Below are 13,025 nucleotides of genomic sequence, written 5' to 3' on the forward strand. Positions count from 1 at the left end.
AAAAATGGATACAACCTTATTAAATATGGACGCATCATTGAATATAGAAGAATGGAATGGGAAAGAACAATGGCATCCCATGGGACACCCGAATGACATGTTACAAAAGCCTCCTTTAATTATAAAAAAAGGAAAAGGAGTCCACATAGAAGATAATCATGGGCGCAAAATGATTGATGGATTTGCCGGATTATGGAATATCAATTGTGGGTATAATCGGCAAGAAATTAAAGACGCTATTATTAATCAATTGGATGAATTGGTATACTATTCTACCTTTAAAGGTACCTCGCACCCACGTTCGATTGAGTTAGCTCATTTACTGATGGAAATGACCAAGCCAGAAAATATGAAACGGGTCATGTTTAGCTCCGGAGGTTCTGACGCCATGGAAACCGCTATGCGGATTGCCCGTCAATATTGGAAAATGGAAGGGCAAAAAGATCGATATAAATTTATCTCTCTAAAACAAGGATACCACGGCACACATTTCGGTGCTGCTTCAGTAAATGGAAATACTCGTTTTAGAAGAAATTACGAACCTTTACTTCCTGGATGTTCTCATATTGATGCTCCATGGACTTATCGAAACCCGTATACTGAAAACCCAGAAGAATTGGGTAAAATCTGTGCTGAACTACTAGAGCGTGAAATTCAGTTTCAAAGTCCAGATACCGTAGCAGCTTTCATTATGGAGCCTGTTCTGGGAGCTGGTGGTGTAATTGTTCCTCCTGATAATTTTATGCCATTAGTAAGAGAAGTCTGCGATAAATATGATGTCTTGTTAATCGCGGATGAGGTAGTTACCGGTTTTGGTCGATCCGGTAGTATGTTTGGAAGTCGTGCCTGGGGTGTAAAACCTGATATCATGACATTAGCCAAAGGAATTTCTTCTGGTTATATTCCTTTGGGAGCAACACTTTGTAATGAACGAATTGATAATGTCTTCAAAGCAAATAATGATTCCTTCGGCGCTATTGGTCATGGATATACCTATTCTGGTCATCCGGTTGCTTGTGCAGCTGCCATTGCTGCCCTAAACATAGTTATTAAAGAAGACCTTCCTGCCAATGCACGAAAACTGGGAAATCACTTGATGAATCGATTAAAACCTTTTGAAAACACATATAAAACAGTTGGTGATGTAAGAGGAAAAGGATTGATGTTTGCCATCGAATTTGTAAAAGATAAAACGAGTAAAAAGCCCAATAGAGAGATCGTATCTAAAATTCATAAAAAAATGATCGAGAAAGGAGCCTTTGTACGTGCTTCAGGCAATGCCATTATCATCTCTCCCCCTTTGATTATCAACAAAAAAGAATTAGACAGCATTGTGGATATCTTTGAAACTTCCCTTATTGAAGCCGAAGCTTTATAATCCCGTTCTTTTTATCCGACAAGAATTGAAATAATTACAAATCAGTATAAAGGTACAGGTACAGACACCTTATTTTTTTTCTACGATATACCTGTATCCTTATACTTTATAAATCCCTGTTACCATGCCAAGTATTTCCTTAAAAGGGCATCATATGCCTGAATCTCCTGTGAGAAAGCTGGTTCCATTTGCAGAAAATGCAAAAAAAAGAGGTATAAAAGTATACCACCTTAATATTGGGCAACCAGATATAAAAACTCCTCAAATTGCCCTGGATGCTGTAAAAAATAATCGTATTGATGTGTTAGCGTATAGCCGGTCAGAAGGTTCAGAAATATATCGAAAAAAGATCGCTATGCATTACAAGAAGTATCATATTCAAGTAACTCATGATGACATTCTGGTAACTACCGGAGGAAGTGAAGCCTTATTTTTTACGCTTTCCAGCATTGCCGATGCCGGGGATGAAATAATCATTCCAGAACCTTTCTATGCTAATTATAATAGTTTTTCGATCGCTTCTGGAGTGCACATTGTTCCTGTTACCTCAAAAATTGACACTAATTTTGATCTTCCTCCTATTTCTGAATTTGAACAATTAATCTCTGACAAGACAAAAGCCATCTTAATCTGTAATCCAGGAAATCCTACCGGGTATTTGTATACCAAAGAAGAAATACATGCCCTGGCGCAATTGGCAAAAAAACACGATTTATTCTTGATTGCTGATGAAGTATATAGAGATTTCATTTATGATAATACAGAACATTATTCCATATTAAGAGAATCCGAGCTGGAAGAACATGCAATTATGATTGACTCTGTTTCAAAAAAATACAGTATGTGTGGTGCCAGAATTGGATGTATCGTTTCCAGAAACAACACTTTTATCGCTACCGCTTTAAAATTTGCACAAGCCCGGTTATCTCCCCCTACATATGCGCAAATTGCCAGTGAAGCAGCTTTGGATACCCCACAGGAATATTTTGATCAAATTATCAAAGAATACAGTGACCGAAGAAACACCTTGATCACTGAGCTACAAAAGATACCACATGTAAAAGTTACACAACCAAAGGGAGCTTTTTACTGTATCGCAGAACTTCCGATTTGTGATGCAGATCATTTTGCTCAATGGTTATTAGAGAAGTACCATTACAAACACGAGACAGTTATGGTCGCTCCTGCTTCTGGATTTTATTCAAATACAGCATTTGGAAAATATCAGGTTAGAATTGCATACGTACTTAACAAAGACTCCATTATAAAAGCGGTAACCATTCTAAAACATGCTTTAGACGAATACCGCTACATTGATCACGAAAAGACGACTACTTCTTCTGTTGCATCTTGCGATATTCATTAGGGGTCTTGCCTGTCATCTCTTTAAACAAAGTAGAAAAATAGGCAGGGCTTTCAAACCCTAAATCATAACATATTTCTTTTAAATTGTGATTGGAATATGCCAGTAGTCGTTTGGCTTCCAAAATAATGCGATTTAACAAATAGCGTTTGGCAGTAATCCCACTAAACTCTTTAACCAAATCCGATAATTTTCTTCTGGAAAGGCTCAGCTTCTCTGTATAAAAATCCATACTATGGTTGGTCATAAAATTCTCTTCCAGCAAACTCAAGAATTTAACATACAAGGTTTTTTTATGGTTGCTGGTTGTTGTTTTAGAGGTTATAATGACAATCTCCCGGGCCATTCTTTCAATTTTAAGCATAAAACTCACAAACAAATATTGTACAATAGCCTTACTAGTAAATGCTTCATCTGGTTGCTTATATTCTTCCAATATACTTTGAAAATGTGATCGAATGTTTTTTACATCTTTCTTAGCTAATTTTATATAATTGAGATCAGCAATATATCCATTCAGCTTGGAATAAAAACTAGACTTATAACTTAACCCGGAAGAGGGAATAAATTCATTTTTATACTTTATTGAATATCCCTGTATATTCGTACCTTCAATATACGAATGTACCTGACCAATATTAATCAAGTATAAGGTATTAGGCGTAAATTCAATCAACTCATCATCAATCATATGCTTACCTTCTCCAGAAAACAAAAAGATAATTTCCTTGTATAAATGTTTATTGATTTGATGTTCATTTTTGGTTCTTACGATAGTAGAAGGCAAAGGTTCTATGGCGAATGTACTTTCTCTATTATTTCTCTTAATCATTCCTTTATCTCTTTTATACATCATATTTACTTTTCTTTTACCCAAAATAAGAAACCCCAAGTTAAGCAAATCAAAACTCAGGGTTACAAATTGTTTTGGCCAATATCAAATATCTGTAGATAGTATAAGGCATATGAGACTACTCAATTCCCCCTATACACAAATATTTAAGTTCCAGATAATCATCCATTCCATACTTTGATCCTTCTCTCCCAAACCCACTCTCTTTAATCCCTCCAAAAGGAGCCAAAGTTGTTGATATTAATCCTGTATTTATTCCAACCATTCCATACTCCAGAGCTTCTGCTACTCTCCATATTCTTGCATAATCCTTCCCATAAAAATAGGAAGCAAGTCCAAAGGGAGTATCATTAGCCATTTGAATCACTTCTTTCTCAGTTTGGAAAGAAAAAACAGCCGCTATCGGTCCAAAGATTTCTTCATGGTAAACCTTCATGGAAGTATCCAGATTACAAAGTAATGTAGGTGTATAGAAATTATTTCCAATAGCGCTTCTTGTTCCTCCATAAACCACCTTTCCTCCTTTTGCTACTGCATCTTCTACAAGCTCTTCTACAAATTCCAATGCCTGGTGGTCTATCATCGGTCCAATTGTAACCCCTTCTTCTAATCCATTTCCGACTTTTAATTTCTGAATTGCTTTGGCTAATTTAACGGTAAATTCTTCTTGTATATGTTCGTGTACAAAAATCCTATTGGTACAAACGCAGGTTTGTCCAGCATTTCTATATTTAGATACTATAACTCCTTCAACAGCCTTATCGATATCCGCATCTTCAAAAACGATAAAAGGCGCATTACCTCCTAACTCCATAGAGACTTTTTTGACTGTATCTGCACATTGTTTGATCAATATTTTTCCAATCTCTGTAGATCCGGTAAAAGACAGCTTTCTAATTATCGGATTACGTGTCAACTCTTCTCCTACCGCTCTGGAATCACTAGAAGTTACTACATTAAAAACGCCTTTGGGTATTCCTGCTTTCTCTGCTAAATACGCTAATGCCAAAGCAGACAAAGGAGTATTTTTTGCTGGTTTGACTACCACCGTACAACCTGCCGCCAAAGCAGGTGCTACTTTTCGTGTAATCATAGCATTAGGAAAATTCCAGGGAGTAATGGCTGCAACTACACCAATAGGTTGTTTTAATGTAATGATCCGTTTGTCTCTAGCGTGGGCGGGAATTACATCTCCATAAGTTCTTTTTGCCTCTTCGGCAAACCACTCTACAAACGAAGCCCCATACCTGATTTCTCCTTCTGCTTCTGCTAAGGGTTTTCCCTGCTCCAATGTCAAAATCTCTGCCAACTCCTTGACATGTTCGATTTGTAATTCAAACCACTTACGCAAACATTTGGAACGTTCTGTAGCGGTCTTCATTTTCCAGTCGTGAAATGCTATATTTGCTGCCTCAATGGCTTTTTTAGTTTCTTCTTTTCCTAAATCAGCAACCGATGCAATCACAGAATCATCCATCGGATTAATTACATCAAATGTTTTATTATTAGCATCCCTAACCCACGCTCCATCGATATAGGCGCTTGTCTGGAATAACAAGGTATTACTGTTATGTTTCATTCGTTATCTGATAGCATTTTTAGTGATATCTAATCCAGTGATCAACTCTTTGACCTCTGTAGACAATATAATTTCTTTATTAGTGATCTCTTTCTGGAAATACTTTTCCAATAAACTTATTCCAATTTGAGAAAGTTTCTTTCTTACTTCCAGAGAGCGCCCTTCTCGTAATCGAAGCAATAAATTTACCATTTTATAACTGGGATTACCATCAATTATAAAATGGACAGTAGATGGTACTGCTCTACATTTTATTCCCATTGCAGAAACATAGCCTGTTTCAACCAGTTTGTTTTTCAATTCTTCAAAAAAAAGTTTGAAATCCAGCGATACATTATCAGAATATTCCAGTGTAATATGTGGCATCTGTATTAATTTGCTATGATTGGTCTTGCTTCCATTTTAGCCTCTTTTACAGGTGTATTCACAAAAGAAGTCCCATGTTCAAACCAACTTTTGGGTGCTGGTGCTCCCCAAAGCGTCTGTCGCTGTGGATCTTTCAAATCCCACCCTAAGGGTTCCAGATCCGGATCTACTGTAAGATAATCACAGGTGTATATCTCTATTCGATGTCCATCGGGATCTAATACGTACAGAAAAAAAGCATTGGATACCCCATGTCGTCCCGGACCTCTTTCTATGTTTTCAACAAATCCGGATGTTGCCATCACATCTAAGAGGTGAATAATATTGAGTGCTGTAGGCACCCATATAGCCGAGTGATGCAAACGAGGTCCATCTCCATTTGTCAACGCCATATCATGTACATTCCCTTTGCGATGCATCCAGGCGGCCCACATCTCTCCTTTTTCAGTAGTAGTATATTCAGTCAACCGAAACCCAAGCTCGTTTACAAAAAACTCATAGGTTTCCTGTGCATTTGGTGTAAACACATTAAAATGGTCAAATCGTTGCGGATGCATTCCCTGATAGGATTGGTATTCTCGTAGTTTATGAGCCACCTTTTTCATTCTGGCATAAAACTCCAGAATAAACCCTTGTGGGGTAGTGACCTTTAACGTTCTATCTTCTGCATATTTATCTACCCATTCTGATCGTATATTTTTTTGATCCAGATGTTCTTTAAGGGCATCCAAATCTTTTTCAAAAGCTACTTTAAACCCTACTGCTAAGACACAAGGTTCTTCCGTTACTTTTAAAATATAAGAATGATGTTGCTGTTCCTCGAGGCACCTGAGATATAATGCCTCATCCGTTCGTTCGGTTTCTATTAATCCCAGTGTTTCTACATAAAACTTTCTGGAAACCTCCAAATCTCTGACTCCGTATTCTACATGACTACAGCGAATAATATTGAATGGAAGGTTAAAATTGTGCTTCAGGACTTTCATTATCTTTTATTTTTTTAAATTCAGTTGTGTTGTACTTCTATAAGGTAAATCAGGTTAACCAGGTATTTGTCCAACCATTTATGTCATAATCATCCATACATTTTTGGACCATAGCGGTACATTTATCCAGAGATTTAGAAGCCATGGCTTGTCTAAGAAGATCTAATCGTTGTAAATCCTGACTTCCGGAGTAATTTCTTTCATACAAAGAGTGTCTCCCTGCAAACTCAGAATACATGGAATCCCAGATTAATTTGAATAATTTAATTCTATCCGTAGCCTCTAACCCTGTTCCTACATAATACTGCTCTATATATGGTCGTAACTCCACATTCAATAAGTCTTTATTACTAGAAATCGTATACACTGGTGCGCCTCCCAGGACGCTTTCAAAAATTTCGCGTACCCGATCCCAGCAATTGGACATATATAGACGTAAGGCTGCTGCTACCTCTGCATTTGGAACAACTCCAGTACCACAAGAGACTACATCATTAACCATACTTGTAGTAAGCGACCACAGTGTGTTTTTTATTCCTATTAATTCTCCCGTTCCTGCTTGTACCCCTCTAAATTGTGCTGTACCAGATGCCTTGGTTCCTTCTGAAAATAACCCTATACAAAACTCCAGTTTAATCGCTAATCGAACGGCTGCCTGTAAATTATACCGATTAAAAAAACCAGATTCTTTATAAAACTGTTTGCATCGATCAATATCTCTATATACCAATACGTTTTCCCAGGGAATGAAGGCATGATCCATAATGATTACAGAATCGTTTTCATCATACCTAGAAGACAATGGTGCATCATATGCGCTATTTGCATCATGCTCATAAGATGGTCTACAAATCATTTTAAGTCCCGGTGTATTCATATCTGCAAAAAATATGACAGCCATATCTTCATCTCTGTCTTTTTCCATCATAGAAGTAATATTACCGGTAAGCCCTACAAATGTTCCATGCGTCAATACAGAACCTGTAGCGACCATTTTGGCTCCTGAGACATAAATCCCTTTGTCATCCTCTTTATCTACACTCACAAAAACATTCTTTACATTAACCCTGTCTTTGGATCTATCAACTGGAGGATCTACTAATACATGATTCAGGAACAAGCATTTTTCTGCTGTTTTTTTATACCAGTTAATAGCATTTTGTTGAAACTCTTTTTGATAAAACCCAGCATTATCCTGTAAATGCGCCATAAATGCTGCTTTATATTCTGGAGTTCTTCCCATCCATCCATAATTTATGCGCTGACTAACCTCAATAGCTTTTCGAGCTTCATCCAATTCTCTAGGAGTATAACTAGGTGCAAAAAACTTATGGGTAACAATACCATTCTTATCTACCAGCAACAGATCATCCTGATAACGTTCATCATGCATTGCATCATAAAATCTGGCAATACTTCTAGCTGAATTCCTAAAAGCTTTATGTTCTGCTATATTGGTAATTCGCTCTCCATTAAACCAAATTTCTCTACCATCATCCAGAGAATTGAGATACTCCTGCCCAGTAAAAATCTTATTTTCATACTCTTTTGAAAATGGTCTGTTTTTCGCAGTGTTTTGTTCTGTAATCATGATATCTTAGATTAATGTTTTTGTATATGTTTTATAGCCCCCCGAATAATACATCAAAGGGTTTAGCTGTTCATTTCTATATAAATCCTTCACTTCACATAAGACCAAATAATGATCTCCTGCAGGGATGATTTGATTGACTTTAGTCAAGTAATACCCCAGCGCATTTTTGATTACCGGATAATTTTTTATGTTCTCAAATAAGAGATTGTGATCCAGATGGTTTTTTCCTGCAAAATGATTACTGATTTCTTCTTGCTCTTCAGACAAAATGCTAATGGTTATCTTTTTCCCTTTTTCAAGTGTTTCGAACAATCGGGTTCTTGTATCTACAGAAAATAATACCAATGGAGGAGCTAATGAAACTGACAAAAACGAATTTGCTGTCATCGCTCTCACTTCTTCATCTGCATCCCCGGAACTCACTATGGTAATCCCTGTCACAAATCCTCCTGCTACCTGTCGTAGTTTTTTTGTATCCATATCTATTGATTTTTGCCCAGTTGCGGAATGAGGTGATCACCAAGTGCAACTGATATATTTTTAGTTTCCATATAGAAGTCAAAGCTATATTCTCCTCCATCACGACCAATTCCACTGTATTTTACTCCTCCAAAAGGAGCTGGCAGATGTCTTACATTTTGAGAATTAACCCAAACCATACCTGCTTCTACTTCCTGAGCTACTCTATGAGCTCTTCCGACATCTTTAGTCCATATATATGCGGTAAGTCCATACCTTACACTATTAGCTATTGTGATCGCTTCTTCTTCTGTTTCAAAAGGAATCACGGTAAGAAACGGTCCAAAAACTTCTTCTTGAGCAATACGCATGTTTTGAGCTCCATCGATAAAAAGTGTTGGGTTCACATAACATCCCTTTTTAAGTTGATCTGGAGTTCCTCCTCCTACTACAAGAGTGGCACCATCTTCTTCTCCAATTGCTCCATATCGTAACACCTTTTCCTGATGGGTAGGATGTATCATGGGACCAACCTCTGTAACCGGATCCAATGGATTCCCTACCTTAATATTTTTTACCCGTTGAGATAATTTCTTTACAAATTCATCATACACCTTTTTTTGAAGGAGTAACCTGCTACTCGAAGTACAACGTTCTCCATTCAGGCTATACTTCATAAATACGGCTGTATCCAACGCCCTATCCAGATTTGCATCATCAAAAACAATAATTGGATTTTGCCCTCCCAGTTCGAGATGAACTCTTTTTAAGGTAGTTGCTCCCTGTTTCATGATCAAGCTTCCTGTGGTGGTTTCTCCTATAAAGGCTACTGCTTTAATAGCCTCATGCTCTGTTAGTGACTTTCCTGCTGTCTCTCCAAAACCATGTATCACATTCCAAACTCCCTTGGGTAAACCTGCCTCGTGAGCAAGCTTCACCAAATAGTCTGCAGTTATTGGGCTAAATTCGGCCGGTTTATGGACTACCGTACACCCTGATGCCAGTGCAGGTGCAATTTTCCAGGTACTCAACATAAATGGAGTATTCCAAGGAGTAATCACCCCTATAGGTCCGATGGGTTGTCGAATAGTATAATTAATATGATGAGTATCGGGGGTAGACAATCCGTTTGGAGCATCAATCACTTTATCTGCAAAGTATCTAAAGTTTGCGGCCCCTCTAATAGCAGCCTTTTTCATAAAACGGATAGGCTGTCCAGTATCGTAACTTTCCAGTACCGCGATATTTTCGGCATGTTCTTCTATTTTGGCTGCAATAGCATACAATATATTTCTACGCTCCTGATGTGGCATCTTTTTCCAGGATTCAAAAGCTTTCTGAGCTACATTTGCCGCCTGATCAACATCTTCTTTACCTGACAAGGCTACCTTAGTTATAAATTCACTATCAACAGGAGAATGCACATCAAAGGTATCTCCGGAGATGGCTGCTGTTCGCTCTCCTTCTATAAAGTTTTGAATCCCATTTTTCTTAAGACTGGGTAACAGTTGATTCAGTATTTCTAAATTAGTATCTAACATTATGTTTTGAAAAATTAGATTTGTATGAGGTTACTTACTTGATAAAAGTAGTTTAGTCAGAAAAAACACTTTTGCATTTTTATGTAAGAATTATTATACTTTTATGCGTGTTATTTTATTGTATTCATGAGTTTTTGCGCACTATTCGCCAGTAACAATGTATCGACTCCTATACCTAATAAATTAGCTCCTTTACTGCTATAAAAAGCAATCAATTCACTGGATAATGCCAGTACACCTGCCGTTTTATTTTTTTCTCGGATTTTGGTAAGAGCCTTAGCAACCATTTCTTTTACTTGGGGATGCGCTGGATTTCCTAAATGCCCCATAGAGGCAGCCAGGTCTGCAGGACCGATGAAGACTCCATCTACTCCATCAACTGCTAAAATTTCATCAAGATTATCTAATCCTTTGATTGTTTCTACCTGACAGATTAAACACATTTGACTATTTGCTTTAGCAAAGTAATTCTCCAATCGATTCCATTTTGAAGCTCTTGCAAGTGCCGTACCAACCCCTCTATTCCCTTCGGGTGGATAACGCATATCTTTTACTAACTGCATGGCTTGTTCTGCTGTTTCAACCATTGGAATCATTACATTTTGTACACCTATATCCATCAATTGCTTAATTAATACAGTATCTCCTACAGGAGGTCTTACGATTACCTGAGTATCATACGCTGATAAAGTTTGAAGTTGTAATTGTATTTTTCGGATATCGAATGGAGCATGTTCTCCATCTATCAATATCCAGTCAAAATCGGCACAAGCGAGGATCTCGGCAACAACTGTATCTACTAGACCATTCCAAACTCCATAGGTACGTGCTCTATTTACCACCTTTTTTTTCAATATATTATCTTCCAGTTGCTTCATACCTTACAAAAATTTACATTCAACTTTTCCGAGTTCATTATAATCTGCTGTAACACGATCCCCTTTACTTACTTTTATAGGTCTCGTAAATGATCCTGATAAAATGATCTGACCTGCTTCTAGGGCTATACCGTGATTCGCATACTTCTGAGCTAACCAGACAACGCCTTTTGCAGGATGATCTAGTACAGCTGCTGCTACTCCGGATTCTTCAATACATTTATTCTTATATAAAAGCGCGCTGACCCATCTCAGGTCTATTGTTGTCGGTTTCACCTTCTCCTGACCAAGAATAATTGCTGCATTCGCTGCATTGTCTGCAATAGTATCCCTAACCGTACGTGTATATCCATTCTCTGGATGTACTCGATAAGTTCTGGCTGCGATTACTTCTAATGCAGGAGTGACATAATCTGTAGCCGCTATAACATCTTCGACCGTCAGGTATTTTCCAAACAACGGTTTCTTTAATACGAACGCTAATTCTACTTCTATTCTCGGGTCTAAAAAATCAGAAGCTTTGATTGTACAGCCATGTTCAAAGTACATACTATCCAACAATGTCCCATAATCCGGCTCATCTATGGACATAGCTGCTTGCATCACTTTTGAAGTCAACCCTATTTTGTACCCTATTACCTTCTGCCCTTCGTTCTTTTTAATTCGCATCCACTCTTCTTGGATAGCATAGGAATCTTCTATTTGCATTTCAGGATATCTCACTGTAGTTGCTTCTAACTGTAGTCTTTTTTTTTCTGCCTGATGTAACAGAACAGCTTCTTCTTTTATTTGCTTCTTACTAAGCATATTGTATCTTTTTTGTATTGTACATAGTTCGCTATTTATTTAGAATCATGTTTTACAAAAAGTGTATTAATCCTTATAGTTTTATGTAAATTATTTTTTATTTAAACAAGAAAAGAGCTTCATATAAGTTAAAGAAAAGCTACACTTTAATGCAATACAAAAAGAAATTTCAAATCTATTTTTGGAATTCTAAAATGAGCGTTTAACTATGAAATTTGCATCATATAAGATCAATAACAGGATTACCTATGGATCAATAATAGAGAAGGGAAACAGTATTTTCCTGACAGATATTGGAAAAGATCATGGTTTTGACTTATGTCATTGGATCCAGACGGATCGTTTAGAAAAATTAGAAGATATTGCCCGGAATACTGGAATTGCGTATACAGAACAGGAGATCGAATATGTTCCTCCTATACTATCTGGAGAAAAAATCGCTTGTATCGGGGTTAATTATACGAATAGAAATGCTGAGTACAAAGACAATTCTGAATTACCTCAATATCCAAGTTTGTTCTTGCGATATCTGGATTCTTTTACCGGACATCAACAAAACCTGGTTCGCCCTCCTGAATCTCATCAACTAGATTATGAGGGAGAAATTGTCATTGTCATTGGTAAACCGGGAAGACGTATCCCTGAAAATAGAGCACTGGAACATATAGCAGGTTTGACCTTAATGAATGAAGGAACCATCCGCGATTGGGTTCGACATGCAAAATTCAATGTTACACAAGGAAAAAACTTTGAGAAATCGGGTGCAATCGGTCCTTGGTTTGTGACCGCTACTGAGATTACAGATTATACGAACCTAACTATAGAAACTCGTGTCAACGGGGAAGTACGTCAACAGGACACAACCGCTAATCTTATGTTCTCATTCGCTTATATCATTTCATATCTCAGTACTTTTATGACTTTAAAACCAGGTGATATGATTTCGACAGGAACACCTAATGGAGCTGGTGCCAGATTCAGTCCTCCTATCTATTTAGCTCCTGGAGATATCGTTACAGTAAGTGTTCCTGAAATTGGTATTTTAAAAAATGGTGTTGAGGATGAAAAGAGTATGTGAATAACCTTCTTATTCCCTAATGTCATCTGTCATTTTCTATACTACTCATAAAGAAAACACTTCCTCGTTTATTTCTAAGAACAATTGATCAATTATCCATTATATATCAATTCAATAGGTTTAGTTCTTTTTATTATCTGATA

General features: G+C 37.2%; 12 protein-coding genes. 3 read left to right on the top strand and 9 right to left on the bottom strand.

The features are described 5' to 3' along the window. Window positions 1–4: 4 nt before the first annotated feature. Together ACFSTE_RS11280 and ACFSTE_RS11285 are read left to right on the top strand one after the other, a co-directional pair. Window positions 5–1,378: an aminotransferase class III-fold pyridoxal phosphate-dependent enzyme gene (locus tag ACFSTE_RS11280; protein WP_217704324.1), complete on the top strand. Its 1,374-nt coding sequence runs from the start codon at window positions 5–7 to the stop codon at window positions 1,376–1,378. A 124-nt stretch (window positions 1,379–1,502) separates the two neighbouring features. After that, window positions 1,503–2,744 carry a pyridoxal phosphate-dependent aminotransferase gene (locus tag ACFSTE_RS11285; protein ID WP_378256913.1) on the top strand — a complete coding sequence of 414 codons (1,242 nt, stop codon included), beginning with the start codon at window positions 1,503–1,505 and terminating at the stop codon, window positions 2,742–2,744. Here the strand turns inward: ACFSTE_RS11285 and ACFSTE_RS11290 are convergent. The 9 genes from ACFSTE_RS11290 to hpaH all read right to left on the bottom strand — a co-directional run bounded on the left by ACFSTE_RS11290 (window position 2,710) and on the right by hpaH (window position 11,804). Beyond that, a complete protein-coding gene (locus ACFSTE_RS11290) occupies window positions 2,710–3,597 on the bottom strand; it encodes an AraC family transcriptional regulator (RefSeq protein WP_176028950.1) in 888 nt (295 codons plus the stop codon). The genes ACFSTE_RS11285 and ACFSTE_RS11290 overlap by 35 nt on opposite strands. A 115-nt stretch (window positions 3,598–3,712) precedes the next feature. Beyond that, entirely contained in the window at window positions 3,713–5,173 is a 1,461-nt protein-coding gene (locus tag ACFSTE_RS11295) for an NAD-dependent succinate-semialdehyde dehydrogenase (RefSeq protein WP_176028949.1), read from the bottom strand. 3 nt (window positions 5,174–5,176) lie between these two features. Then, on the bottom strand, window positions 5,177–5,539 hold the full coding sequence (locus ACFSTE_RS11300) for a 5-carboxymethyl-2-hydroxymuconate Delta-isomerase (RefSeq protein WP_176028948.1): 363 nt from the start codon (window positions 5,537–5,539) through the stop codon (window positions 5,177–5,179). 5 nt (window positions 5,540–5,544) lie between these two features. Next, window positions 5,545–6,525 (bottom strand): 3,4-dihydroxyphenylacetate 2,3-dioxygenase, encoded by a 981-nt coding sequence (hpaD, locus tag ACFSTE_RS11305; protein ID WP_176028947.1) that lies wholly within the window; start codon window positions 6,523–6,525, stop codon window positions 5,545–5,547. Window positions 6,526–6,574: 49 nt separating this feature from the next. Further along, window positions 6,575–8,116, bottom strand: a complete 1,542-nt coding sequence (locus tag ACFSTE_RS11310) for a 4-hydroxyphenylacetate 3-hydroxylase family protein (RefSeq protein WP_176028946.1) — start codon at window positions 8,114–8,116, stop codon at window positions 6,575–6,577. 6 nt (window positions 8,117–8,122) lie between these two features. Continuing rightward, window positions 8,123–8,599: a flavin reductase family protein gene (locus ACFSTE_RS11315; protein WP_176028945.1), complete on the bottom strand. Its 477-nt coding sequence runs from the start codon at window positions 8,597–8,599 to the stop codon at window positions 8,123–8,125. 2 nt (window positions 8,600–8,601) lie between these two features. Next, on the bottom strand, window positions 8,602–10,119 hold the full coding sequence (hpaE, locus tag ACFSTE_RS11320; protein WP_378256917.1) for a 5-carboxymethyl-2-hydroxymuconate semialdehyde dehydrogenase: 1,518 nt from the start codon (window positions 10,117–10,119) through the stop codon (window positions 8,602–8,604). 110 nt (window positions 10,120–10,229) lie between these two features. Continuing rightward, entirely contained in the window at window positions 10,230–10,997 is a 768-nt protein-coding gene (locus tag ACFSTE_RS11325) for an aldolase/citrate lyase family protein (RefSeq protein ID WP_176028943.1), read from the bottom strand. Window positions 10,998–11,000: 3 nt separating this feature from the next. Continuing rightward, the gene (hpaH, locus tag ACFSTE_RS11330) at window positions 11,001–11,804 is read right to left on the bottom strand and encodes a 2-oxo-hept-4-ene-1,7-dioate hydratase (RefSeq protein WP_176028942.1); all 804 of its coding nucleotides are present in this window, start codon (window positions 11,802–11,804) and stop codon (window positions 11,001–11,003) included. 208 nt (window positions 11,805–12,012) lie between these two features. Here hpaH and ACFSTE_RS11335 point away from each other — a divergent pair, with 208 nt between their 5' ends. Next, window positions 12,013–12,882 carry a fumarylacetoacetate hydrolase family protein gene (locus ACFSTE_RS11335; RefSeq protein ID WP_176028941.1) on the top strand — a complete coding sequence of 290 codons (870 nt, stop codon included), beginning with the start codon at window positions 12,013–12,015 and terminating at the stop codon, window positions 12,880–12,882. The last annotated feature ends 143 nt before the right edge of the window (window positions 12,883–13,025 follow it).

The organism is Aquimarina hainanensis, from assembly GCF_042684685.1.
GTDB classification, from domain to species: Bacteria; Bacteroidota; Bacteroidia; order Flavobacteriales; family Flavobacteriaceae; genus Aquimarina; species Aquimarina hainanensis.